Origin of the sequence: Salmonella enterica subsp. diarizonae (genome assembly GCF_008692785.1) — a bacterium.
GTDB lineage: Bacteria > Pseudomonadota > Gammaproteobacteria > Enterobacterales > Enterobacteriaceae > Salmonella > Salmonella diarizonae.
In genome coordinates, this window is sequence record NZ_VXJV01000008.1 from 49,781 (window position 1) to 76,205 (window position 26,425).

The 26,425-nt window shown below is 53.5% G+C and carries 15 protein-coding genes; 5 read left to right on the top strand and 10 right to left on the bottom strand.

What is annotated here, in order from left to right:
* Positions 1 to 15: 15 nt before the first annotated feature.
* The 5 genes from irp1 (at position 16) to fyuA (ending at position 15,137) form a co-directional block, all read left to right on the top strand.
* A complete protein-coding gene (gene irp1 / locus F4V72_RS16955; protein ID WP_150342481.1) occupies positions 16 to 9,507 on the top strand; it encodes a yersiniabactin polyketide synthase HMWP1 in 9,492 nt (3,163 codons plus the stop codon).
* Positions 9,504 to 10,604 carry a yersiniabactin biosynthesis oxidoreductase YbtU gene (gene ybtU / locus F4V72_RS16960; protein WP_150342482.1) on the top strand — a complete coding sequence of 367 codons (1,101 nt, stop codon included), beginning with the start codon at positions 9,504 to 9,506 and terminating at the stop codon, positions 10,602 to 10,604. The genes irp1 and ybtU overlap by 4 nt, the downstream gene beginning before the upstream one ends.
* On the top strand, positions 10,601 to 11,404 hold the full coding sequence (gene ybtT, locus F4V72_RS16965; protein ID WP_023247668.1) for a yersiniabactin biosynthesis thioesterase YbtT: 804 nt from the start codon (positions 10,601 to 10,603) through the stop codon (positions 11,402 to 11,404). Before ybtU ends, ybtT begins: the two co-directional genes overlap by 4 nt.
* Positions 11,405 to 11,407: 3 nt before the next feature.
* On the top strand, positions 11,408 to 12,985 hold the full coding sequence (ybtE, locus tag F4V72_RS16970; RefSeq protein WP_023247669.1) for a yersiniabactin biosynthesis salycil-AMP ligase YbtE: 1,578 nt from the start codon (positions 11,408 to 11,410) through the stop codon (positions 12,983 to 12,985).
* A gap of 130 nt (positions 12,986 to 13,115) precedes the next feature.
* On the top strand, positions 13,116 to 15,137 hold the full coding sequence (gene fyuA, locus F4V72_RS16975) for a siderophore yersiniabactin receptor FyuA (protein WP_114048853.1): 2,022 nt from the start codon (positions 13,116 to 13,118) through the stop codon (positions 15,135 to 15,137).
* Between the two features lie 24 nt (positions 15,138 to 15,161).
* Here the strand turns inward: fyuA and F4V72_RS24160 are convergent, their stop codons facing one another.
* From F4V72_RS24160 to agaW, 10 genes are all read right to left on the bottom strand, one after another.
* Positions 15,162 to 15,299 (bottom strand): hypothetical protein, encoded by a 138-nt coding sequence (locus F4V72_RS24160; protein ID WP_162786012.1) that lies wholly within the window; start codon positions 15,297 to 15,299, stop codon positions 15,162 to 15,164.
* Between the two features lie 764 nt (positions 15,300 to 16,063).
* Positions 16,064 to 17,395 carry a patatin-like phospholipase family protein gene (locus F4V72_RS16980; RefSeq protein WP_211361511.1) on the bottom strand — a complete coding sequence of 444 codons (1,332 nt, stop codon included), beginning with the start codon at positions 17,393 to 17,395 and terminating at the stop codon, positions 16,064 to 16,066.
* A gap of 765 nt (positions 17,396 to 18,160) precedes the next feature.
* Positions 18,161 to 19,642, bottom strand: a complete 1,482-nt coding sequence (locus F4V72_RS16985; RefSeq protein ID WP_023247672.1) for a DUF2264 domain-containing protein — start codon at positions 19,640 to 19,642, stop codon at positions 18,161 to 18,163.
* A gap of 188 nt (positions 19,643 to 19,830) precedes the next feature.
* Positions 19,831 to 21,456 (bottom strand): sulfatase family protein, encoded by a 1,626-nt coding sequence (locus F4V72_RS16990; protein ID WP_070793551.1) that lies wholly within the window; start codon positions 21,454 to 21,456, stop codon positions 19,831 to 19,833.
* A 13-nt stretch (positions 21,457 to 21,469) separates the two neighbouring features.
* On the bottom strand, positions 21,470 to 22,702 hold the full coding sequence (locus F4V72_RS16995; RefSeq protein ID WP_150342483.1) for an anaerobic sulfatase maturase: 1,233 nt from the start codon (positions 22,700 to 22,702) through the stop codon (positions 21,470 to 21,472).
* Positions 22,703 to 23,033: 331 nt separating this feature from the next.
* Positions 23,034 to 24,092, bottom strand: coding sequence for a glycoside hydrolase family 88/105 protein (locus tag F4V72_RS17000; protein WP_023247675.1), 1,059 nt, complete (start codon positions 24,090 to 24,092; stop codon positions 23,034 to 23,036).
* Positions 24,085 to 24,234: a hypothetical protein gene (locus F4V72_RS24165; protein WP_023247676.1), complete on the bottom strand. Its 150-nt coding sequence runs from the start codon at positions 24,232 to 24,234 to the stop codon at positions 24,085 to 24,087. Before F4V72_RS24165 ends, F4V72_RS17000 begins: the two co-directional genes overlap by 8 nt.
* On the bottom strand, positions 24,218 to 24,658 hold the full coding sequence (agaF, locus tag F4V72_RS17005) for a PTS galactosamine/N-acetylgalactosamine transporter subunit IIA (protein ID WP_053507896.1): 441 nt from the start codon (positions 24,656 to 24,658) through the stop codon (positions 24,218 to 24,220). Before agaF ends, F4V72_RS24165 begins: the two co-directional genes overlap by 17 nt.
* A gap of 101 nt (positions 24,659 to 24,759) precedes the next feature.
* Positions 24,760 to 25,650, bottom strand: coding sequence for a PTS system mannose/fructose/sorbose family transporter subunit IID (locus F4V72_RS17010; RefSeq protein ID WP_023247678.1), 891 nt, complete (start codon positions 25,648 to 25,650; stop codon positions 24,760 to 24,762).
* Positions 25,640 to 26,410, bottom strand: a complete 771-nt coding sequence (agaW, locus tag F4V72_RS17015; RefSeq protein WP_023247679.1) for a PTS N-acetylgalactosamine transporter subunit IIC — start codon at positions 26,408 to 26,410, stop codon at positions 25,640 to 25,642. The genes F4V72_RS17010 and agaW overlap by 11 nt, the downstream gene beginning before the upstream one ends.
* Positions 26,411 to 26,425: the final 15 nt, after the last annotated feature.

Below are 26,425 nucleotides of genomic sequence, written 5' to 3' on the forward strand. Positions count from 1 at the left end.
GAAACGAGACCGATTATGGATAACTTGCGCTTCTCTTCTGCGCCGACAGCAGATTCCATTGATGCATCGATCGCTCAACACTACCCGGACTGCGAACCTGTCGCGGTTATCGGCTACGCCTGCCATTTTCCTGAATCGCCGGATGGCGAAACGTTCTGGCAAAACCTGCTGGAAGGTCGTGAATGCAGCCGACGCTTTACGCGCGAAGAGCTTCTGGCCGTCGGTCTGGATGCCGCCACCATTGACGATCCTCATTATGTCAATATCGGTACGGTGTTAGACAACGCCGACTGCTTCGACGCCACCCTGTTTGGCTATTCGCGACAGGAAGCGGAGTCGATGGACCCGCAGCAGCGCCTGTTTTTGCAGGCGGTCTGGCATGCGCTGGAACATGCCGGTTATGCCCCCGGCGCCGTCCCCCATAAGACCGGTGTTTTCGCCTCTTCCCGGATGAGTACCTACCCCGGTCGCGAAGCATTGAACGTGACAGAAGTCGCGCAGGTAAAGGGTCTGCAATCTCTGATGGGCAATGATAAAGACTATATTGCCACCCGCGCCGCGTACAAACTCAACCTGCACGGCCCGGCGTTATCGGTACAGACCGCCTGCTCCAGCTCGCTGGTTGCCGTGCATCTGGCCTGTGAAAGCCTGCGCGCAGGCGAATCCGATATGGCGGTTGCCGGCGGCGTGGCGCTCTCTTTCCCCCAGCAGGCAGGCTATCGCTACCAGCCCGGAATGATTTTCTCTCCTGATGGTCACTGTCGTCCCTTTGACGCCTCGGCTGAGGGCACCTGGGCCGGTAACGGTCTCGGCTGCGTGGTGTTACGTCGCCTGAGAGATGCGCTACTGTCAGGCGATCCGATTATCTCGGTGATCCTCTCCAGCGCGGTCAACAACGACGGCAACAGAAAGGTCGGCTATACCGCCCCTTCCGTCGCAGGGCAACAGGCGGTCATCGAAGAGGCGTTAATGCTGGCGGCCATCGACGACAGGCAGGTAGGTTACATTGAAACCCACGGCACCGGCACACCGTTGGGCGACGCGATTGAAATTGAAGCGTTACGCAACGTCTATGCGCCTCGCCCGCAGGATCAGCGCTGTGCGCTCGGTTCCGTGAAAAGTAATATGGGGCATCTGGATACCGCGGCGGGCATTGCCGGACTGCTAAAAACCGTTCTGGCAGTCAGCCGCGGACAAATTCCACCCTTACTGAATTTTCACACCCCCAACCCGGCGCTGAAACTTGAAGAGAGCCCCTTTACCATACCGGTGTCAGCGCAGGCGTGGCAGGACGAAATGCGTTATGCGGGCGTCTCCTCCTTTGGTATTGGCGGCACCAACTGCCATATGATCGTCGCCTCGCTGCCTGACGCGCTCAACGCGCGCCTCCCCAATACGGATGGCGGCAGAAAAAGTACCGCGTTGCTGCTCAGCGCCGCCAGCGACAGCGCGTTGCGGCGGCTGGCGACGGATTATGCCGGAGCGCTAAGGGATAATGCGGATGCCCGCTCTCTGGCCTTCACGGCCCTGTACGCGCGCCGTCTCGATCTTCCCTTCCGCCTGGCAGCGCCATTAAACCGTGAAACCGCTGCGGCGCTCAGCGCCTGGGCCGGTGAGAAATCGGGGGCGCAGGTTTACAGCGGCCACGGTGCCAGCGGCAAGCAGGTGTGGCTGTTTACCGGCCAGGGCTCGCACTGGCGCACTATGGGTCAGACAATGTACCGGCACTCAACGGCGTTTGCCGACACGCTGGATCGCTGTTTTTCCGCCTGTAGCGAAATGCTCACGCCGTCACTGCGCGAAGCGATGTTTAACCCCGATTCGGCGCAGCTGGACAATATGGCCTGGGCGCAGCCAGCGATTGTCGCGTTTGAAATCGCGATGGCGGCGCACTGGCGCGCTGAAGGACTGAAGCCAGATTTCGCCATTGGGCATTCCGTCGGTGAATTTGCCGCTGCCGTCGTCTGCGGACACTATACGATTGAACAGGTCATGCCACTGGTTTGTCGACGCGGCGCACTGATGCAGCAGTGCGCAAGCGGCGCAATGGTGGCGGTATTTGCAGACGAAGACACGCTGATGCCGCTGGCTCGTCAGTTTGAGCTGGATCTCGCCGCCAACAACGGTACGCAACATACGGTATTTTCCGGGCCGGAAGCCCGTCTCGCGATATTTTGCGCCACGCTCTCGCAGCATGACATTGACTATCGTCGCCTGAGCGTAACCGGCGCGGCGCACTCCGCTTTACTGGAACCGATACTCGATCGGTTCCAGGCCGCCTGCGCGGGGCTGCACGCAGAGCCGGGGCAAATACCGATTATTTCCACGCTCACCGCCGACGTCATTGATGAGTCAACGCTCAACCAGGCGGATTACTGGCGCCGACACATGCGTCAGCCGGTGCGTTTTATCCAGAGTATCCAGATGGCGCATCAGCTCGGCGCCCGCGTTTTTCTGGAGATGGGACCCGATGCCCAGTTGGCTGCTTCCGGGCAGCGCGAATACCGCGATAACGCATACTGGATAGCCAGCGCCCGGCGTAACAAAGAGGCGAGCGATGTCCTCAATCAGGCCCTGCTCCAGCTTTACGCTGCCGGCGTCGCCCTACCGTGGGCCGACCTACTGGCGGGCGATGGACAACGTATCGCTGCGCCATGTTATCCGTTTGATACTGAGCGTTACTGGAAAGAACACGTCTCCCCGGCCTGCGAGCCTGCCGACGCATCGCTGTCTGCCGGGCTGGAGGTGGCGAGTCGCGCCGCGACAGCGCTCGATCTCCCCCGTCTGGAAGCGCTTAAACAGTGCGCCACGCGACTGCACGCCATCTACGTCGATCAACTGGTACAACGCTGTACCGACGATGCCATTGAAAACGGTGTGGACGCCATGACCATCATGCGCCGTGGACGTCTGCTGCCCCGCTACCAGCAGCTACTCCAGCGCCTGCTGAATAACTGCGTGGTCGACGGCGATTACCGCTGCACCGACGGGCGATACGCTCGCGCCCGCCCCATTGAACATCAACAGCGGGAATCACTGCTGACGGAACTTGCCGGTTATTGTGAAGGTTTTCAGGCTATTCCCGACACCATCGCCCGTGCCGGCGATCGGTTATATGAAATGATGAGCGGCGCGGAAGAACCGGTGGCGATTATCTTCCCGCAAAGCGCCTCTGACGGCGTGGAGGTGTTGTATCAGGAATTCAGCTTTGGTCGCTATTTCAACCAAATCGCCGCTGGGGTATTACGCGGCATTGTCCAGACGCGTCAGCCCCGCCAGCCATTGCGTATTCTTGAAGTTGGCGGCGGAACCGGCGGCACCACCGCGTGGCTGCTGCCGGAACTCAGCGGCGTTCCGGCGCTGGAGTACCATTTCACCGATATCTCGGCGCTGTTCACCCGCCGCGCCCAGCAGAAATTCGCCGACTATGATTTTGTGAAGTATAGCGAGCTGGATCTCGAAAAAGAGGCGCAATCGCAGGGTTTCCAGGCACAGTCTTACGATCTCATTGTGGCGGCGAACGTGATTCACGCCACCCGCCATATTGGCCGCACGCTCGATAATCTGCGCCCCCTGCTCAAGCCGGGCGGGCGTCTGCTGATGCGCGAAATCACCCAGCCAATGCGTCTGTTTGATTTCGTTTTCGGCCCGCTGGTTCTTCCGCTACAGGATCTCGATGCCCGCGAAGGTGAGCTATTCCTCACCACCGCTCAGTGGCAGCAACAGTGCCGCCACGCCGGATTCAGCAAAGTGGCGTGGCTACCGCAGGACGACAGCCCGACCGCCGGGATGAGCGAACATATCATTCTCGCCACGCTGCCCGGTCAGGCGGTTAGTGCCGTAACGTTCACCGCACCATCAGAACCCGTGTTGGGGCAGGCGCTGACGGATAACGGTGACTATCTTGCCGACTGGTCTGATTGCGCAGGTCAGCCTGAACAGTTTAACGCCCGCTGGCAGGAGGCCTGGCGTCTGCTCTCACAGCGTCATGGCGACGCTCTGTCTGTGGAACCGCCCCTCGTCGCCGCCCCGGAGTGGCTGGGGGAGGTTCGCTTAAGCTGGCAAAACGAAGCCTTTTCCCGCGGTCAGATGCGCGTTGAAGCCCGTCATCCTGATGGTAAGTGGCTGCCGCTATCGCCCGCCGCGCCTCTTCCTTCACCGCAAACGCATTATCAATGGCGCTGGACGCCCCTCAACATCGCCAGCGTTGACCATCCGCTTACCTTCAACTTCAGCGCCGGTATGCTTGCGCGCCGCGACGAGCTGGCGCAATACGGCATCATTCACGATCCGCACGCCTCTTCGCGACTGATGATTGTTGAGGAGAGCGAGGATACGCTGGCCTTAGCGGAAAAAGTGATAGCAGCGCTCACCGCCAGCGCAGCCGGATTGATTGTGGTCACTCGCCGCGCGTGGCGAGTCGAGGAAAATGAAGCGCTCTCTGCGTCCCATCACGCGCTATGGGCCTTGCTTCGCGTCGCGGCCAACGAACAGCCGGAACGGTTGATTGCCGCCATCGATCTCGCCGAAAACACCCCGTGGGAAACGCTACATCAAGGGTTGAGCGCAGTCTCACTATCACAGCGCTGGCTTGCCGCGCGGGGTAACACCCTCTGGCTCCCTTCACTGGCGCCCAATACGGGATGCGCCGCCGAATTACCGGCAAACGTGTTTACCGGCGATAACCGCTGGCATCTGGTGACCGGAGCGTTTGGTGGATTAGGCCGCCTTGCCGTGAACTGGCTCAGAGAAAAAGGGGCGCGACGCATCGCCCTGCTGGCACCGCGCGTGGATGAGTCATGGCTACGCGATGTGGAGGGCGGGCAAACGCGCGTCTGCCGTTGTGATGTGGGCGATGCCGGGCAACTGGCCACGGTTCTTGACGATCTGGCGGCCAACGGCGGCATTGCCGGAGCGATTCATGCCGCTGGCGTATTGGCTGACGCGCCCTTGCAGGAGCTTGATGACCACCAGCTGGCCGCCGTTTTTGCGGTAAAAGCGCAGGCGGCAAACCAACTGTTGCAAACCCTGCGCAACCACGACGGACGCTATCTTATTCTCTACTCTTCCGCTGCCGCCACCCTCGGCGCGCCGGGTCAGAGCGCCCATGCGCTGGCCTGCGGCTACCTGGACGGGCTGGCCCAGCAGTTTTCCACCCTTGATGCGCCGAAAACGCTCTCTGTCGCCTGGGGCGCATGGGGAGAAAGCGGTCGGGCGGCCACGCCGGAAATGCTGGCGACGCTCGCCAACCGCGGTATGGGCGCGTTAAGCGATGCCGAAGGCTGCTGGCACCTGGAACAGGCGGTGATGCGCGGCACCCCGTGGCGACTGGCGATGCGCGTTTTTACCGACAAAATGCCCCCGTTACAACAGGCTCTGTTTAACATCAGCGCCACAGAAAAAGCCGCCACGCCTGTCATTCCTCCTGCTGATGACAACGCCTTTAACGGCAGCCTGAGCGATGAAACGGCGGTGATGGCATGGCTGAAAAAGCGGATTGCGGTTCAGCTAAGGCTGAGCGATCCGGCATCACTGCGCCCAAACCAGGATCTGTTACAACTCGGCATGGACTCGCTGCTCTTCCTTGAACTCAGTAGCGATATTCAGCACTACCTGGGCGTACGCATCAATGCGGAACGGGCGTGGCAGGATCTGTCTCCTCATGGACTCACGCAGCTTATCTGTTCTAAGCCAGAGACGACGCCTGCCGCTTCGCTGCCGGAAGTGTTGCGGCACGACGCCGACGAGCGTTATGCGCCCTTCCCATTGACGCCCATTCAGCACGCCTACTGGCTGGGGCGAACCCACCTCATTGGCTATGGCGGCGTCGCCTGTCACGTCCTGTTTGAGTGGGATAAACGCCACGATGAGTTTGATCTCGCTATACTGGAGAAAGCATGGAACCAGCTCATCGCTCGCCACGATATGTTGCGTATGGTGGTTGATGCCGACGGGCAGCAGCGAGTCCTGGCGACAACGCCTGAGTATCACATCCCACGCGACGATCTGCGCGCGCTTTCCCTGGAAGAACAGTGTATAGCGCTGGAAAAACGGCGGCATGAACTGAGCTATCGCGTTTTGCCTGCCGACCAGTGGCCTCTTTTTGAGCTGGTGGTCAGCGAAATCGACGATTGCCATTACCGCCTGCACATGAACCTCGACCTTTTGCAGTTTGATGTGCAGAGTTTTAAAGTCATGATGGACGATCTGGCGCAAGTCTGGCGCGGCGAAACACTGGCGCCGCTCGATATCACCTTCCGTGATTATGTGATGGCTGAACAGGCGCGCCGACAGACATCGGTATGGCACGATGCCTGGGATTACTGGCAGGAAAAACTGCCGCAACTGCCCTTAGCGCCAGAGCTGCCGGTGGTTGAAACACCCCCGGAAACGCCACACTTCACCACTTTCAAATCGACGATCGGCAAGAAAGAATGGCAGGCCGTGAAACAGCGCTGGCAGCAGCAAGGCGTCACACCGTCTGCCGCACTGCTCACGCTGTTTGCCGCCACCCTTGAGCGCTGGAGCCGCACCACGGCATTTACGCTGAACCTGACTTTCTTCAATCGTCAGCCGATCCATCCGCAAATCAACCAGTTGATTGGTGATTTTACCTCCGTCACGCTGGTTGATTTTAACTTCTCAACGCCGGTGACGTTGCAAGAGCAGATGCAACAGACCCAACAGCGCCTCTGGCAAAACATGGCGCACAGTGAAATGAACGGTGTTGAGGTGATCCGTGAGCTGGGCCGCCTGCGCGGGTCACAACGTCAACCGCTGATGCCGGTGGTGTTTACCAGTATGCTGGGGATGACGCTGGAAGGCATGACTATCGATCAGGCAATGAGCCATCTGTTCGGCGAACCCTGCTATGTGTTCACGCAAACGCCGCAGGTCTGGCTGGATCATCAGGTCATGGAGAGCGACGGCGAGTTGATGTTTAGCTGGTACTGCATGGACAACGTGCTGGAACCCGGCGCTGCCGAGGCAATGTTTAATGACTATTGCGCCATCCTGCAAGCCGTCATTGCCGCTCCTGAAAGCCTGAAGACTCTCGCCAGCGGCATCGCCGGGCACATTCCCCGTCGACGCTGGCCGCTGAACGCACAGACAGACTACGACCTGCGGGATATTGAGCAGGCGACGCTCGAATACCCCGGCATCCGGCAGACCAGAGCGGAAATAGCCGAACAAGGCGCGTTGACGCTGGATATCGTGATGGCCGATGATCCGTCGCCATCAGCGGCGACGCCCGATGAGCACGATCTCGCCCAACTGGCGCTGCCGTTGCCTGCGCAGGTGCAGCTTGATGAACTGGAGGCGACCTGGCGCTGGCTGGAGGCGCGTGCGCTACAGGGGATCGCGGCTACGCTAAATCGTCACAGCCTGTTTACCACGCCGGAGATCGCCCATCGCTTTAGCGCAATAGTACAGGCGCTGTCCGCGCAAGCATCTCACCAGCGTCTGCTGCGCCAGTGGCTACAGTGTCTGACGGAAAGAGAGTGGTTAATCCGCGAGGGTGAAAGCTGGCGCTGCCGCGTTCCGCTCAGCGAGATTCCTGAGCCTCAGGAAGCGTGCCCGCAAAGCCAATGGAGCCAGGCGTTGGCGCAGTATCTGGAAACCTGCATCGCCCGGCACGACGCCCTCTTCTCCGGGCAGTGTTCACCGCTGGAATTGCTGTTCAACGAGCAGCATCGCGTGACCGACGCGCTGTATCGCGACAACCCCGCCAGCGCCTGTCTGAATCGCTATATCGCGCAGATTGCCGCCTTGTGCGGCGCAGAACGGATTCTGGAGGTTGGCGCCGGAACCGCAGCCACTACCGCGCCGGTACTGAAGGCCACGCGGAACACGCGGCAGTCGTACCACTTCACGGACGTCTCCGCACAGTTCCTCAATGACGCCAGAGCCCGTTTCCATGATGAATCGCGGGTGTCTTATGCCTTATTCGACATCAACCAGCCGCTGGATTTCACCGCCCACCCGGAGGCGGGTTACGACCTGATCGTTGCCGTCAATGTGCTCCACGACGCCAGCCATGTCGTCCAGACGTTGCGCAGATTAAAACTGTTGCTGAAAGCCGGCGGACGTTTGCTGATCGTTGAAGCGACGGAGCGAAACAGCGTATTCCAACTGGCGAGCGTGGGCTTTATTGAGGGATTAAGCGGATACCGCGATTTCCGCCGCCGGGATGAGAAACCGATGCTCACCCGCTCCGCATGGCAGGAGGTTCTCGTTCAGGCCGGGTTTGCAAACGAGCTGGCGTGGCCCACGCAGGAATCGTCGCCGCTGCGCCAGCATCTGCTGCTGGCGCGTTCGCCTGGCGTAAATCGCCCGAATAAAGAAGCCGTGAGCCGCTATTTACAGCAGCGCTTTGGCATCGGTCTGCCCGTTTTACAGATCCGGCAAAGAGAAACGTTATTTACGCCGCAGCATGCCCCGTCTGATGCGCTGATTGAGCCAGCCAAACGCACGCCAGTTGCCGGGGGGAATCCGGCGCTGGAAAAACAGGTGGCTGAACTCTGGCAATCGCTGCTGTCTCGCCCCGTGGCAAGGCATCACGACTTTTTCGAACTGGGCGGCGACAGCCTGATGGCGACAAGGATGGTCGCGCAGCTAAACCGGAGAGGGATTGCCAGGGCTAACCTTCAGGATCTGTTCAGCCATTCGACGCTGAGCGACTTCTGCGCCCATCTACAGACGGCTACGTCAGGAGAGGACAACCCGGTTCCCCTTTGTCAGGGCGACGGCGAGGAAACCCTGTTTGTCTTCCACGCTTCGGACGGCGATATCAGCGCCTGGCTACCGCTCGCCAGCGCGCTGAACAGGCGCGTTTTCGGCCTGCAAGCAAAATCGCCGCTGCGCTTTGCCACGCTTGACCAGATGATCGATGAGTATGTCGGGTGCATCCGTCGCCAGCAGCCTCACGGCCCTTATGTGCTGGCGGGTTGGTCGTATGGCGCGTTTCTCGCGGCGGGTGCCGCACAGCGCCTGTACGCCAAAGGCGAGCAGGTTCGCATGGTGTTAATCGATCCCGTGTGCCGACAGGATTTCTGTTGCGACAACCGGGCGGCCCTGCTGCGCCTGTTAGCCGAAGAACAAACGCCTCTGGCGCTACCCGAACATTTCGACCAGCAGACGCCCGACAGCCAGCTTGCTGACTTTATCGGTCTCGCTAAAACGGCCGGTATGGTGTCGCAAAACCTGACGCTGCAAGCGGCAGAAACGTGGCTCGACAACATCGCGCATCTGCTGCGTTTACTGACTGAGCATACGCCGGGCGAAAGCGTTCCGGTCCCCTGTCTCATGGTGTATGCCGCCGGGAGACCCGCGCGCTGGACGCCAGCAGAAACCGAGTGGCAGGGCTGGATAAACAACGCCGACGGCTATGTGATTGAAGCCAGCCACTGGCAAATCATGATGGAAGCCCCCCACGTTCAGGCTTGTGCGCAACACATTACGCGCTGGCTTTGCGCAACCTCAACGCAACCGGAGAACACGTTATGATGTCGTCCGCCTCCCCAAAACAACGCGTACTGATTGTGGGCGCCAAATTTGGCGAAATGTACCTGAATGCCTTTATGCAGCCCCCGGAGGGGCTGGAACTGGTTGGCCTGCTGGCGCAAGGAAGCGCCCGTTCAAGAGAGCTGGCCCATGCGTTTGGCATTCCGCTGTATACCTCGCCGGAACAGATAACCAGAATGCCGGATATCGCCTGTATTGTCGTGCGTTCAACCGTCGCCGGAGGAACCGGTACGCAGCTTGCCAGACACTTTCTGGCGCGCGGCGTACACGTCATTCAGGAGCATCCCCTCCACCCGGATGACATCAGTTCCTTACAAACGCTGGCGCAGAAACAGGGTTGCTGCTATTGGGTAAACACATTTTATCCGCATACGCGCGCGGGACGCACATGGCTTCGCGATGCGCAGCAACTGCGTCACTGCCTGGCTAAAACGCTGCCAGTAGTCCACGCCACCACCAGCCGTCAGTTGCTCTACTCCACGCTGGATTTGTTGTTGCTGGCTCTGGGCGTTGATGCCGTCGCCGTGGAGTGCGACGTGGTTGGCAGCTTTAGCGATTTTCACTGTCTGAGACTCTTCTGGCCGAAGGGAGAAGCCTGCCTGCTGCTTCAGCGCTATCTCGATCCTGACGATCCAGATATGCATAGCCTTATCATGCACCGCCTGCTGCTGGGCTGGCCGGAAGGTCATCTTTCGCTGGAAGCGAGCTACGGCCCCGTCATCTGGTCATCCAGCCTGTTTGTCGCAGACCATCAGGAGAACGCTCACAGTCTCTATCGCAGACCGGAAATCCTGCGCGATCCGCCGGGTCTGACGCGCAGCGCGGCCCCCCTGAGCTGGCGTGACTGCTGCGAAACCGTCGGGCCGGAGGGTGTCAGTTGGTTGCTACACCAGTTGCGCAGCCATCTGGCGGGCGAACATCCACCAGCGGCCTGCCAAAGCGTACATCAGATCGCGTTATCACGTTTATGGCAGCAGATTCTACGTCAGACCGGCAATGCGGAGATCAGACGCCTGACGCCGCCGCACCACGACCGGTTAGCCGGTTTCTACAACGATGATGATAAGGAGGCGCTGTGACGCAATCTGCAATGTGCATCCCGCTGTGGCCCGCCCGGAACGGCAATACTGCGCATCTGGTCATGTGCCCTTTCGCTGGCGGCAGCAGTAGCGCGTTTCGCCACTGGCAAGCTGAGCAACTGGCTGATTGCGCGCTTTCTCTGGTGATCTGGCCGGGGCGCGATCGCCTTCGCCATCTGGAACCGCTCAGAAGCATTACACAACTGGCGGCACTGCTGGCGAACGAGCTGGAAGCATCCGTATCGCCTGACACGCCGCTTTTACTCGCCGGGCACAGCATGGGGGCGCAGGTGGCGTTTGAAACCTGCCGACTTCTGGAGCAACGGGGGCATGCGCCGCAAGGACTGATTATTTCCGGGTGCCATGCCCCGCATCTGCATTCTGAACGCCAGCTCAGCCATCGCGATGATGCCGACTTTATCGCTGAACTGATAGACATTGGCGGATGTTCTCCTGAACTGCGGGAAAACCAGGAATTAATGTCGCTGTTTCTTCCTCTTCTGCGCGCTGATTTTGACGCCACCGAGAGCTATCACTACGACTCGCCCGACGTCTGTCCGCCGCTGCGCACGCCTGCGCTGTTATTGTGCGGTAGCCACGATCGCGAAGCCTCCTGGCAGCAGGTCGATGCCTGGCGTCAGTGGCTGAGCCACGTTACAGGCCCGGTGGTGATTGACGGCGATCATTTCTATCCCATTCAACAAGCCCGGTCCTTTTTTACGCAGATTATCCGCCATTTTCCCCATGCATTTTCTGCAATGACCGCTTTGCAAAAACAGCCCAGCACTTCAGAAAGGTGACGCATGAATTCTTCCTTTGAATCTCTGATTGAACAGTATCCCTTACCCATTGCCGAACAGTTGCGCCACTGGGCGGCCCGTTATGCCTCGCGAATTGCCGTCGTTGATGCAAAGGGGTCGTTAACCTACAGCGCGCTTGATGCACGGGTCGACGAACTTGCCGCAGGTCTGTCATCACTGGGTTTGCGTTCGGGGGAGCATGTGATTGTGCAGCTTCCCAACGACAACGCGTTTGTTACCCTGCTGTTCGCCTTGTTAAGACTGGGCGTTATCCCCGTGCTGGCGATGCCCTCCCAACGGGCGCTGGATATCGACGCACTGGTTGAGCTGGCGCAACCCGTCGCTTACGTTATTCACGGGGAAAACCACGCAGAGCTGGCCCGACAGATGGCGCACAAACACGCCTGCTTGCGTCATGTTCTGGTCGCTGGAGAGACCGTGAGCAACGATTTTACGCCGCTCTTCTCCCTTCACGGTGAGCAGCAGGCGTGGCCGCAGCCTGATGTTTCCGCCACCGCGTTGCTGCTACTTTCTGGCGGCACAACCGGCACGCCCAAACTCATCCCTCGCCGACACGCCGACTATAGCTATAACTTCAGCGCTTCTGCTGAACTGTGCAGCATCAGTCAACAGAGCGTATATCTCGCCGTCCTCCCGGTGGCGCATAACTTTCCACTGGCCTGCCCCGGCATTCTGGGTACGCTTGCCTGCGGCGGAAAAGTGGTGCTGACCGACAGCGCCAGCTGTGATGAGGTGATGCCGTTAATCGCGCAGGAAGGCGTGACTCACGTCGCCCTGGTTCCGGCGCTGGCGCAATTATGGGTGCAGGCCAGGGAGTGGGAAGACAGCGACCTCTCGTCGCTGCGCGTCATTCAGGCAGGCGGCGCCCGGCTCGACCCGACGCTTGCTGAGCAGGTTATCGCCACCTTTGACTGTACCCTGCAACAGGTCTTCGGTATGGCGGAAGGCCTGCTCTGCTTTACCCGGCTGGACGATCCGCATACCACTATTCTCCACAGCCAGGGGCGCCCGTTGTCCCCTCTGGATGAAATCCGCATCGTTGATCAAGACGAGAACGACGTCGCGCCGGGCGAAACAGGGCAATTGTTAACGCGCGGCCCTTATACCATTTCAGGTTATTACCGCGCCCCTGCCCACAACGCGCAGGCCTTTACCGCGCAAGGGTTTTACCGCACAGGCGACAATGTCAGGCTGGATGAGGCGGGGAACCTGCACGTTGAGGGGCGCATAAAAGAGCAGATCAACCGCGCCGGAGAAAAAATAGCCGCGGCTGAAGTGGAGTCGGCACTGATGCGTTTAGCGGAAGTGCAAGATTGCGCGGTAGTCGCCGCGCCGGACACGCTGCTTGGTGAGCGGATTTGCGCGTTTATCATCGCGCAGCAGGTGCCAACTGACTATCAGCAGTTGCGTCAACAACTGACCCGTATGGGGCTCAGCACGTGGAAAATTCCTGACCAAATCGAGTTTCTGGCCCACTGGCCACTCACCGCCGTCGGCAAGATAGACAAAAAACGCCTGACGGCTCTCGCCATCGACCGTTATCGCCATTCCGCCCAATAAGCGCAAACCGACCCGAAACAGGTTGAAATAAATCCGTTTCGGGTAGCACCACTATTAGAAATAGTTATCATTTTCAATTCACCATTGTCGGTATTTTTGGCGTTTCGCCGTCTTACAGGGACTCACAACAATGAAAATGACACGGCTTTATTCTCTGGCCTTGGGGGGATTATTGCTCCCCGCCATTGCTAATGCCCAGACTTCACAGCAAGACGAAAGCACGCTGGTGGTTACCGCCAGTAAACAATCTTCCCGCTCGGCATCAGCCAACAATGTCTCGTCTACCGTTGTCAGCGCGCCGGAGTTAAGCGACGCCGGCGTTACCGCCAGCGACAAACTCCCCAAAGTCTTGCCTGGGCTCAATATTGAAAATAGCGGCAACATGCTTTTTTCGACAATCTCGCTACGCGGCGTCTCTTCGGCGCAGGACTTCTATAACCCCGCCGTCACCCTGTATGTCGATGGCGTCCCTCAGCTTTCTACCAACACCATCCAGGCGCTTACCGATGTGCAAAGCGTGGAGTTGCTGCGTGGCCCACAGGGAACGTTATATGGCAAAAGCGCTCAGGGCGGGATCATCAACATCGTCACCCGGCAGCCGGACAACACGCCGCGCGGCTATATTGAAGGCGGCGTCAGCAGCCGCGACAGTTATCGAAGTAAATTCAACCTGAGCGGCCCCATTCAGGATGGCCTGCTGTACGGCAGCGTCACCCTATTACGCCAGGTTGATGACGGCGACATGATTAACCCCGCGACGGGAAGCGATGATTTAGGCGGCACCCGCGCCAGCATAGGGAATGTGAAACTGCGTCTGGCGCCGGACGATCAGCCCTGGGAAATAGGCTTTGCCGCCTCACGCGAATGTACCCGTGCCACCCAGGACGCCTATGTGGGATGGAATGATATTAAGGGCCGTAAGCTGTCGATCAGCGATGGTTTACCAGACCCGTACATGCGGCGCTGCACTGACAGCCAGACCCTGAGTGGGAAATACACCACCGACGACTGGGTTTTCAACCTGATCAGCGCCTGGCAGCAGCAGCATTATTCGCGCACCTTCCCTTCCGGTTCGTTAATCGTCAATATGCCTCAGCGCTGGAATCAGGATGTCCAGGAGCTGCGCGCCGCAACCCTGGGCGATGCGCGTACCGTTGATATGGTGTTTGGCCTCTATCGCCAGAACACGCGCGAGCAAATGCAGGCAACTTACGACATGCCTACCATGCGTTATCTGACCAGCGCCGGCTATACCACCGCTGAAACGCTGGCCGCATACAGTGACCTGACCTGGCATTTAACCGATCGTTTTGATATCGGCGGCGGCGTGCGCTTCTCGCATGATAAATCCAGTACACAATATCACGGCAGCATGCGCGGCAATCCGTTTGGCGACCAGGGTAAGAGCAATGACAATCAGGTGCTCGGACAGCTATCCGCAGGCTATATGCTGACCGACGACTGGAGAGTGTATACCCGTGTAGCCCAGGGATATAAACCTTCCGGGTACAACATCGTGCCTACTGCGGGTCTTGATGCCAAACCGTTCGTCGCCGAGAAATCCATCAACTATGAACTTGGCACTCGCTACGAAACTGCTGACGTCACGCTGCAAGCCGCGACGTTTTATACCCACACCAAAGACATGCAGCTCTACTCTGGCCCGGTCGGGATGCAGACATTAAGCAATGCGGGTAAAGCCGACGCCACCGGCGTTGAGCTTGAAGCGAAGTGGCGGTTTGCGCCAGGCTGGTCATGGGATATCAATGGCAACATGATCCGTTCCGAATTCACCAATGACAGTGAGTTGTATCACGGCAACCGGGTGCCGTTCGTACCACGTTATGGCGCGGGAAGCAGTGTGAACGGCGTGATTGATACGCGCTATGGCGCACTGATGCCCCGACTGGCGGTTAATCTGGTCGGGCCGCATTATTTCGATGGCGACAACCAGTTGCGGCAAGGCACCTATGCCACCCTGGACAGCAGCCTGGGCTGGCAGGCGACTGAACGGATGAACATTTCCGTCTATGTCGATAACCTGTTCGACCGTCGTTACCGTACCTATGGCTACATGAACGGCAGCAGCGCCGTCGCGCAGGTGAATATGGGGCGCACCGTCGGTATCAATACGCGAATTGATTTCTTCTGATCCTTTAAATAAACAGGGATGCCGTCACGGCATCCCTGATGCGCTTATCCCGCCCAGGGCAGCTCCGCCCAGGTTATCAATTGCCACATCCCCCCCTGCCTCTTCGTCTATGTGGACTGACCCCACATCAGCAGCCAGATGAGAGTCAAGTTCTGCGATCATTGAGTTAACTCATTGTTTATTAGCGTTAAGTTACCATTCTTTTCTGTTAATATCTGATCGGTTATAAAGCCCTAAGCGCTTTGTCAAAATCGAAGGGATGATGCATGTGTCATTCCTTTTTTGACGTATATTACGGGAATGACACAGAATTTCTAACGCGCTTTGGAAAAAAAATTTATACCTAAAGCTTGCCGATGCAGAGCCCTCCCCTCCTTTACAACTCCGCCAGGGTTGCAATGTCATCGCCCCGACATTCAGGGCTTACGACCTCCGGCTCACAGGCCTGCAGCATAGACACCATCCTGCAGCGACAGTGGCACAGGCAGCGGTATAAGAGAACTCAACATTTACTGCATGTACATACGACCGTTCCAGCCATAATAAAATAACGTCTCATTCCAGAACACCTCTCGTTGTTCCGATGTCAGAGGTTTTTCGGAGCGTGACGCATTCCGTTTTTGATTACTGTTGTCAAAGATCCTGTCACCGATTACGTCACTATATTCCCTTAGACGCAACATTTGTGTTTTAGTGACTGATGTCGTTTCATCACATGAGTTAGTCGCGTCCTTGTAAAAGACATCCGTATGCTGAACGCCTCTGACAAGCATGTCACGCATATGCATCAAACACCTATTCGCTGGCCAAAAAAGAAGTTTCGTAAAAGCGGTAATATCGGCGACATCGTCTTGTGGCAGCCCGAAGGTAGTTGGAATCAGTTTCAACCGCCTTTGAAGCGCTTTTACTTCATTGTGATGTGTGGTCTAATCAATAGGTGGGTAGTCACATCCTGAAGACTGGCCGTTTTTATCAATTGATTCACAGAAATAGATGGGCGGTGGCGGCCCGGCTATTTCCTCACTATCAAACGAAAGATGGACAAAAAATAGCTTCTGCTTAAGCAGTGTGTTTATTTCATCCCAGTTCGCGCGAACTCCACCTGCACAAATGTTGTCAGGTAGCCCATCTTTACGGCACTGCTCGCTATCGGCGGGCGGTACAAAAATTCGCGACCTGAACTCCGCCAGTGCCCGGGTCCTGCTTACAGCCAGGAGTGAATCAAAAGCAGTGAGTAACGTATTAGTATCAATAACCAGCCCCAGCGGTGAGCGCATATACGGGGTATCGTCCCTATGGTTACCCTGAATACCAAAGGCATCCACTGTTAACACAATCACCTGATCGCATTGTGTTAGTATCCGGTGAGAATCTTCGATGAGCGCTCTTTTCACCGCCAGCAACCCCAGGTTATCCGAAGCACCACCGTCAATCAGATGAACATACTTTGGTATGCCGGCTTCCGTCTCATCAGTGCCTCGTTGAAAACGATTTAATACGACCGGCGACATCATGCCAGGGAAGGCTGCAGAGGCGGCGACAGCCCGGGAAATAGGCATGCTTTGATAATCAACACCGATTGAGCCAAGATTCGTCTCCGTAAAAGTAAAAAGGCTACCGAATGGACGGGGGCGAAATGCATCAGAATCATCCCGGGTGGCGATTGTTGAGTTAATGATGATTTGAGGGCGCGTGGGATTCATATCCCCCAACGTGAGCGTACGGCGTTCTCCGGGCACATTGAAGACATCTGAATCCAGAACGGCGAACAGAGCATCCGTCCGGGTTTGGTGACCAAAAATATAGCTGCCGAGAAATATTGGATTGGCTAACTTTGCAGCAGCACTCAACCTCAGGTTAGCGTCCAGGCGTTCGCGTATCAGATTATCATTCCAAACCGGACGCCACACCTCACCCTGCCCCACGTCTTCCGAGATTCCATACAGCGCCGCCGCCAGTGAACCTCCAGAAACAGAAGAGATCACATTGATATGATGAGTGAGATCCTCGCCGTCAACATGCTTAAGTTCCGATAAGACTCGCGCCCCGAAGATTGCCGAACGAGAACCACCGCCAGAGATCGTCATAAAAAATGCCGTACGCTTCCCCGACCCATCGGCGGAACAGATTGGCTGTTGTACCAAGGGTAAATCACCCGAAATACGTGCGGCAGGCTTACCGGATATTGTTGGTCCACACCCCGTAAGGAAAATTGCAGATGCAAACAAAAATGCGAATAATGAAACTGAGACTTTCATGACCTTCCCTGAGCTCAGGTACAACGCATGGTCGTACTGTCAGACTGGTAGACATTCCCCTTCCACGTAGAAGAAGCATTATTTACGCATTACGCGTACATATCGAAAAAAAAGATTGTACGATCAATTAGCTAATCAACACATCGCTATTTAATACTTTCTCACTCGCCAAATTCAGTACCACATATCCCGCCTCATCGTTTTCTGCCAGCATATTTAGCTGCATGATTAACTGAGTATTCATGCCGTCCTCCTCCTTACCATAGAGTCACGTGGACTGACGAATGACCAACTGTGTCTGCAGCAGTTCGGGGATGAGCATCTAAATATAGAGAAAAAACAGTACCACACAATCCTGGTGAACAAGAATTGACTGTTGCTGTGATAACTAGCATCAGTTAACAGCATCAACAAAAGTGAGTACAAACATGAGTATAAAAATAACATTAAAAAATATAAATATTAAATATCAATATGATAATTAAAAAATCACGGCTCAGCGTCGAATAAAATCTGCTATTTCATGAGGTTTCGTTGAATCTCACAAGAGTCGTAAAAAGCGATAAAATCCACGCAATTGCGTGAATTTTATCTTTCATAGTATCTCAGATGACATCGTAGAAATGCAGCTAAACGGAGTACGCCAGTGAATATGGCAAGCAGCGTAGTATTATTCCCGGCACGATTCATACCTTGAAGACGTCTCCAGCCCCGCCCCGCGGTATCCGTCCGCTACGATGCAAAATATGACGAGTATAAATACCACTAAAAAAAGGCCGTCATTTTAGAACTGTAACTTGTCACACCTTTGCGCAATAAATTATTTTTAGGCCGTTCAGCGCGCCCTGTAAGCCACTCTTTAAAACGTGCGGACCTTGATGGCGTGGTAAGGCCACGCGTTAATGGGGATTGCTCCTGGGTATAATCACTACGGAACGTAGCCACCACCTCTTTCGTTTCGCAAGTTCCCATCACAAACAGATTTACAGGCTCAATAGTGAAACTAAAATCCTGGAGTTCTACAGGTAATTGACGACTTTCACACGACCATAAATTAATATCGGATGCACAATACAGAGCAATATTCAGGGCACGTAATGACCAAAAACTACTGGCAGGTCCACTGTAGTTGTCCACCAATCGCTCGTCATCTGCAAATAATCCCTGCGTTGGAACACCAAAACGCATCGCCCCATTGCCAATAAAATAACGCAGTGTTGTTTCCAGAGCACGCTTCGCCTCCCCTATATGTAACGCATCTTTTGAATGACTGGCTACCGCCAGTAATGGGGCAGAAACAGCCAGGCGATAACAGGCACTGCGACCAAAAAAAGGAATGCCCTGCGGCGTCATCAAATAACGATAAGTCGTAACAAACTCCGCCATACAGGATCGAATAAATTGTGGATCATATTCAGGATTGATTTGGTCAAGCCAATATAAGGAATAGTGAAATCCCCAGGCATTGTAATAATCGTAATTACCATGCGCCCCATCCCGAAACCAACCGCCACCTACATGGAATTCTTTTATACGTTCATATTTTTCGTCGCTAACATCCCCAGAGCCATTCAAGGCACGCATTACAAATTGCACGGTTAACGGAAAAAGGTGCCAGTTATTATCAACCGTTTGTAAACCATTAACCTGATTAAACCAGCAAGTAATTTGCTGCTGTTGAGCGGAGGTTAACCGCTCCCAAACTGTTTCACGACATAGCCATAATGCCAGAGCCAAATCGGCACTTTCACAAATACGCTGATCATAATCATGAAGCTTTCCCCAGTAACCTGGATGCGTGGGATCGGTTCCCGCTAAGAACGCCTCAGTGATGATCGCCGTAATATTCAACGTTCCCCCCTTCAGATCATCCATACGCCCCTCTCCGGCAGGTTGATTTCGTAACCACACTGCCAGCGTAGGTAACACCCGACTCACGCCTTCTAAGGCATCAGTACGCGCGTTTTGCTGGCTGGGGCGTCCCGGATAATAGGCATGGGTATGTCCCCAAACAGCATAATGATCAAAAGCCTCTGCTACATAACGGACTAAATAATCACACTGATATTGCAACGAAACCTGAGAATCCTGAAACAGCTTCTGTAACCGCGTGTCGTGAATGTCATAGGGGCATTTTTTGTACCATTGCCGAATGATGTGTTGTTTAAATAACAGGCAATACATCGCTGCATCGGGATGTTCATAAGGAATTATCGGGCGGGGTTTAGCACTAATTTCCACACTCATGGTCAACATACCTGAAAAATATTATAAAGATATTAATGACAAGACTGCTTTTTAACTTAGCATTATTCGAGTCTCATGCATCACGAGATACACTCTCCAGGAATAGCTTTTCTCAACTACCTGAAAATGGGCAAATAAAAATCATCAGAGTTTAGAACTTGATGTCCTTCCCTCTGACGATTAGTCGTTTATTTTTTCGCTGATTCTTCTAATATATGGAAACGATCTTGCCCCCATGCGACAGGTTTCGGCTTATCTTTGATCCACTCATAAAAAGCAGTTTTCATTACTTTGACGCGTTCAGGAAATTGAGCAGCCAGATCCTTCGATTCCATTGGATCTTGCTTGTCATTAAATAATTTCGGAGTATTAGTTCCATCATCGTAAAAATAAAGAGTCCACTCTTGATCACGGATTGCCCATGAGGCTTTTGAAAGTTTTTCTAAATTGGGATTTTTAGGGGCTGACGGATTATTATAAGTTATCCACTTCCAGTAGCCGTACCAGAAAGGTTGATTTTCTTCACTGTAATGTTTCGCTCCCGGTCCAGCCCAGTACAGATATTGATGTGGAGAAGTCTTCGTTTTACCCGCCAGTACCGGCATAATATCTTTACCATCGACATTCATTTCATCAGGAATAGTAATCCCTGCCGCGTGTAATGCGGTAGGTAAAATGTCTAATGCGCTGATCAACGTATCGCTTTGTGTACCCGCAGGGATCTTTTTTGGCCAATATGCCACAAACGGAATATGTACCCCGCCATTATACATCTGACCTTTATAACCGCGATCCATACCATTCATTGGCATTGGAGATTCATTTACAGCACCGTTATCAGAAATGAAAAAAATGAGTGTGTTTTCCAGTTCATTTTTTTCTTTCAAGTAATTTATTATTTTGCCAATGCCTTCATCAGCAGCATTGATTGCCGCAAAATATTTATCTGCTTCCACATTACCTGTATTAAATCTCTCCATATATTTGGCTGGAGACGCTTGCTCTAACGGGATATGAGGGACGCTATATGCCAGACTGATAAAGAAAGGCTTTTGACCTGCCCGATCAATAAATTTTAGTGTTTCGTCAGTAAGATGATGCGTCAGATAACCTGGTGCAGAAATATTCTGGCTATTGCGCCAAATAGCCGGGGAATTCCATAGCGCTGCGCCAGACGCGTAATAACTATAAGAATAATCAAAACCGCGCTTTTCGGGCTCATAACCAGGTTCGCTGACAGAAATCATATTGTCATGATAATCACGGGTTTTAACGTCATCAGCAACATAATTCTTTTTGTCAATGCGTGAATTATGCCATTTACCAATGTTAGCCGTAGCATATCCATTTTCTTGAAACAGCGCTGGCAGCAATTTGATGTCCAATGGAATCCCTTTAATAGCATCATCATTACTGTAAGTACCGAAACTAGTCGGATAACGACCAGTATAAATTCCCGCACGTGATGGTCCGCACACCGGATGAGCCACAAACGCATTGGTCATTTTGACCCCGTTTTGTGCCAGTTGCGCCACATTAGGCATCGCCCGTTGTGCCGCATCAATCATTTTGTCCAAATCCCCCTGATATCGCACGGGAACCGAACGCTGACTTAATACTTTTTTATCCAAATTATTCAAAGTGAAATCTAATTGACCAGTGCCCAGATCATCCATGATGACTAACAGCACATTAGGTTTTTCATTACCTGAGACAACGGATGTCGGTGCAGCCAATACATTGGATGCTATAGTGGAACACACCATGGCAATCAGGCCAGCTAACAGGGTTTTTCTTCCTGCGGATAACTTCATTGTCATTCACTCCTTAATGGCTATTAAATTTATTCAGTAACGGCATAATGTCAGCCGCCACGCCGCCACTCTGAATAATCTTGCTCATGGCCTGCATGACTGGTGCGGTGTGATAGAAGAAATGCTTGTAAGAAGCGCACAGATAATTGTGCTTATGCTTTTCTCCCGCTTGTGGGACGATACGATGTTTCGGACATCCTCCCTGACACAGAGCTTTGACCTCGCACTGCTGACACATTTGGGTCAATTTTTCCTGTTTTGCATTCCCAAAACGCTGTTGCTGGCGTGATGTAGCCAATTTTACCAGCGATGTGTTAGCAATATTACCTAACAAATAAGCCGGATAGACATAGTGATCGCAGCTGTAAATATCGCCGTTAGTTTCAATGATCAGCGCCTGACCGCACGTAGTAGCTTGCACACAGGTTGATGCCGGATATCCCATCCAGGTGCCCAGTAAACTGTCAAACTCACGTATATAGATTGAACCAACATCTTCTTTCACCCAGGCATCAAATACCGCATTCATAAAATGCCCGTAACCATCTGCCGGAACGCTAAAAGGTGATAACACGGCATCTGCTGGTGGTGAGTAATGACCCTTTGCAGGAGTCAAACAACGGGCATCAACTTCTACGATGGGAATAAACTGTAAAAAAGTGGAACCTAATGCTTTGAGCGCCTGGTAAGTCTCCCGTCCTTTATCATAGTTTTGATCGTTCACGACTGTTAGTGTATTAAAATCCACGTTGTATTCACGTAGCAACGCAATAGATTTTTTGACACGCTCAAAGGTTGGCTGACCATTAACAGCAATACGGTATTTATCATGTATCTCTGCTATTCCGTCGACAGAGACACCAATCAGAAAACGATTTTCGGCAAAAAAGTCTGCCCATTGACGATTAATAGCAATTGCATTGGTTTGAAAACTATTGGTAACCATTTTCCCCTCAGCATATTGCTGTTGGTATGCCACAGCCTTACGATAAAAATCTAATCCAGCCAGCGTAGGTTCACCCCCTTGCCAGGCAAAATCCACCGTATCGCCGGCATGAGAACGTAAGTAATCACGGATATAGCGGCGCAACATACTGTCGCTCATTGTCTGCTCCGGGCTTTTCCGCGCATTCAGCATCGTCTCCTTTTCAAGATAAAAACAGTATTCACAATGCAGGTTGCAACGATAGCTGACAGGTTTTGCCATCATGTGAAAGTAGGCTCGTTGAGTCGGTGATATATTCATTGAAAACGAGTTCCGAAAAAATGAAACGATATCGGCTAATTTACCTAAATAAAACGACCGCTGAAATGCGCAAAATCACAAAAATGAAATAAAACGAAAGCAAAACAAAAATAAACGAAAGGTAAGCATTAAAACACGCTTCGTCGAAGAACGATAAATTAGCCAGACGAAATAGAACACACGCTAACGGTCCCTATCTGACCGCAGATAAACGGTACGATGCGGATTCCACCTGTTCGATTTCATTATTCACTACAGACCGTAAAATACGCGCAAGTTTTGTCTCTTTTGCTCTCATCACGATTCACATCAGAGACAGGCTCGTTATACCTTACTTCAAGCGCATCACTTCGGTTGCCGCTAATAAATATGCCCCGGCGCCATAGTCAATATTGTGCTCAAACTTTACATCACGTGGGTTGAACGCCGGCAATTGAACCCAACCGATCATACCATTATCGTGAATACAGCCCTGCAAAGCATCCCAGGCCTTTTCGACGACTGGCAGATAAATTTCAACTGGCAGCACACCCTGATTCACCCCCCAACACAGCCCATAACAAAACAATGCTGTCGCGCTACTTTCCGGCGCCGGAAAACGATGGGGATCAAGCAAACTGGTACGCCATAAACCATCCTCATGCTGATAACGGATCACTTTATCTGCAAGATCAATAAAGAGATTAAGATAGCGCTGACGACCCGCATAATCTTCTGGCATGCGCGCCAGTAAACGTGGGATAGCCGCTAACACCCAACCAATACCTCGGCTCCAGAATACTTTTTGACCATTTTCTTCACGCAATTCACTGCCGTTACCATCAGGAATATAACGATGATCACGATAAAACAGTCCCGTTTCAGGATCGCGCAAATGCTCCACGGCATCCCAGAAAGCCTGATCCATATAGGCCAGATAACGAGGATCATGTGTACATTTACTTAATGCAGCAAACGTTGCGGGCGCCATAAATAACGCATCGCACCACCACCAGTCTTCACGTCCGGGTTTAGGTTCGTTGACGATGGCAGAAATGGCCTTAATCGTGGGTTCCAAAGCTTCCGGGATAGCTATCACCGGCCAAACATCCAGATATGCCTGACAACAGATTAGATCGTCAGCGAAACGTAAGTTTGGCCCGGGACGGAACCCCGTGTGCAGCGTATAATTCATCACGCCATCCAGATATTCCTGATCACCTGTTGCCAGCCAGGCGGCCGCCACACAAGACCAAAATACGCCACGTTCCCAATCGGTATCTTTGATAAAACGGACTTTACCGCTCCGGCGGATCACGCTACGAGTCTGATGCGTTGCCTGATAACGGTATACGCGCTTCATCGTTTCACTCGCCTGCTGAGCGCGAGTCTGCTGTACCATGTTACTCATGGTGAATCTTCTCCCTTGTGTCACAGGCCGGGCTGTCATTAACAACCCGCATGTAACCGGTGACATAATCAATAGCAGTGGCATCCGCATCAACGCCTTGCGGCGTCAGCAGATGCAACAACACATCAGAGCCCACTTTCATTATCACTGTTATCAACAACCAGTGCGGCAGCCAGTTCAGTACGCATGTTCTGTACGCTGGTAGCGCCAATATCCATCAGAATGTCCACCAGTTCAGCTAACGATACGCCATCACGCTCAAAAGCCGCGTTAGCGATCATCGGTAAATTAACCCCAGCCAGTAGCTCAGCATTGCGACCACTCATCAGGATATTTAGCGCACGGTTACACGGCGACCCTCCGGGAATGTCGGTTAAAAACAGTACGCCATCACCACTATCAACCCGATCAGCAGCGTTGCGTAATTCTTCTTCCAGCATGTCTGTAGACAGATTTTCCACGAAATCGACGAAAACCATTTGCGGCTGTTCACCGGCTATTGCTCGTACCGCTGATTCCATACCGGAAGCAAAATGAATATGGCCAGAGACAACAATCCCAATCATTTACAACGTCCTTACCCTAATAATCCTGAATGCATATTACTTACACCATATCCGCATGCTGCGATTGCCCACAGGCGGATACGGCGACACGAATCAATTCATTACACAATGCCCAACAGATGGCCGATAACTCCCGCAGCCAGTGTCGAAAAAATGAGTACCGGGGGTTTTGCCCAAAAGCCTGTTCCCTTCACCATTTTGAACATAAAGAACACTAACGCCAGCGGGAGCAAATTCGGCATGATCTTGTCAAACAGGGCAGTTTGTAACTCCACTGTCTTGCCACCAAGATCGATTGCCGCAGTGGTCTGTAGCCTGATAAAGGTGGCGCATAACGCTCCGATAACAAAGATCCCCATGATGTTGGCGGCTTTTGCCAACTTCTCTGTGGCATCACTCATGTTCACCATCGCCGCTGTGCCCGCGCGATAGCCCATAAACATCAAACCGAAATAGACCAAAAAATGGACAATTTGATACAGTATAAAGAACACAAATGGTCCCGCGATCGACCCTTCAATCGCAATCGATGCCCCCAGAGCCAACGTCAATGGCATCAGCGTCATATGGTCTATAGCATCACCAATACCACCGGTCGGCCCCATTCCCGCAACTTTCATGACGTTAATCGTCGACGGTTTTTCTTTGTTCTCTTCCATAGCAACCGCTGTCCCCAGCAGGAAGGTGAACAGTTTTGGACTGGCATTGAAGAACTGCAAATGGTTCTTCAGTGATTTCGCCAGGTCCGCACGGTTATTACCGTGGATTTTTTGTAATGCCGGGATAATCGAATACGCAAAACCGCCCCCCTGCATGCGTTCAAAATTGAAGTTACCTTCCATAAACAGCCCGCGGATCGCACACTTCCATAGGTCCTTACGGGAAATCACTTTACGAACCTCGGTATCCTGATAAGCATCAACGTTATCTATCAGGCTGCTTGTTTTGGCTTCCGCTACGCGGCCTTTGTCTGCGGTGATATCAGATGCCATCTTCGAAATCCTCTGCTTGTTTGGTATCGTTATTGCTGTTTTTTCCACTAAAGAAGTAGTACAGAAGGGCAATGGATGCGCCCAGAATTGCCACGGCCATAATTGGCAGCTTCAGATAAGTAGTCATCACGAAACCGATAAAGAACACCCCTGCCACTTCTTTCGACCACATGATTTTCAACAACATAGCAAAACCTATTGCCGGTACCATCTTCGCCCCAATCCCCAGACCTTCTAACAAGACCGTTGGCGTGTTTTCATCAATCCAGGCAGCAGCATGCTCACCGAAATAAACCGTCACGAAGGCAATAATGAAATAGAGCATGGAACGCGTAATCAATGTTCCCACCAATAAGCGGGAGATCCCTGCCATATCAGCTTGTTCAGCACATCTATCTGCTTTCCCCATTGTGAAGGCGGTCATTGCAAAGAATCCGATAACAATCATCTGCATCAGAACAGCGATTGGCATACCGACGCCCATAGCAACTTCCGGTGACTGCCCTGTCATAACCGCAAAAGCGACAGCAGCAATCGTCCCCATGGTCACATCAGGTGGCTGTGCGCCAGCATTAGGCACCAGACCTAGCCAGGCCAACTCCAGAGTAGCACCAGCGATCAATCCCACTTCCATATCGCCCATAATCAGGCCTACAACCGGGCCGGTAATTAAAGGACGGTGAATATTCAGGGCTACGTCGTACTTGTCGATACCGCACAAGAAGGCCCAGATTGCAACTAAAGTAGCTTCAAACAGCATAATTTCTTCCTTTAT

Bases quoted from the DNA above. Each gene is read 5' to 3' on its own strand.
- F4V72_RS16980 (WP_211361511.1), bottom strand. From the start codon at position 17,395: ATGAAAGTCTCAGTTTCATTATTCGCATTTTTGTTTGCATCTGCAATT.
- F4V72_RS24165 (WP_023247676.1), bottom strand. From the start codon at position 24,234: ATGAAAGTGGGCTCTGATGTGTTGTTGCATCTGCTGACGCCGCAAGGC.
- ybtE (WP_023247669.1), top strand. From the start codon at position 11,408: ATGAATTCTTCCTTTGAATCTCTGATTGAACAGTATCCCTTACCCATT.
- agaF (WP_053507896.1), bottom strand. From the start codon at position 24,658: ATGATTGGGATTGTTGTCTCTGGCCATATTCATTTTGCTTCCGGTATG.
- F4V72_RS16990 (WP_070793551.1), bottom strand. From the start codon at position 21,456: ATGAAGTTATCCGCAGGAAGAAAAACCCTGTTAGCTGGCCTGATTGCC.
- irp1 (WP_150342481.1), top strand. From the start codon at position 16: ATGGATAACTTGCGCTTCTCTTCTGCGCCGACAGCAGATTCCATTGAT.
- ybtU (WP_150342482.1), top strand. From the start codon at position 9,504: ATGATGTCGTCCGCCTCCCCAAAACAACGCGTACTGATTGTGGGCGCC.
- F4V72_RS24160 (WP_162786012.1), bottom strand. From the start codon at position 15,299: ATGATCGCAGAACTTGACTCTCATCTGGCTGCTGATGTGGGGTCAGTC.
- F4V72_RS17010 (WP_023247678.1), bottom strand. From the start codon at position 25,650: ATGGCATCTGATATCACCGCAGACAAAGGCCGCGTAGCGGAAGCCAAA.
- F4V72_RS17000 (WP_023247675.1), bottom strand. From the start codon at position 24,092: ATGAGTAACATGGTACAGCAGACTCGCGCTCAGCAGGCGAGTGAAACG.
- agaW (WP_023247679.1), bottom strand. From the start codon at position 26,410: ATGCTGTTTGAAGCTACTTTAGTTGCAATCTGGGCCTTCTTGTGCGGT.
- F4V72_RS16985 (WP_023247672.1), bottom strand. From the start codon at position 19,642: ATGAGTGTGGAAATTAGTGCTAAACCCCGCCCGATAATTCCTTATGAA.
- fyuA (WP_114048853.1), top strand. From the start codon at position 13,116: ATGAAAATGACACGGCTTTATTCTCTGGCCTTGGGGGGATTATTGCTC.
- F4V72_RS16995 (WP_150342483.1), bottom strand. From the start codon at position 22,702: ATGAATATATCACCGACTCAACGAGCCTACTTTCACATGATGGCAAAA.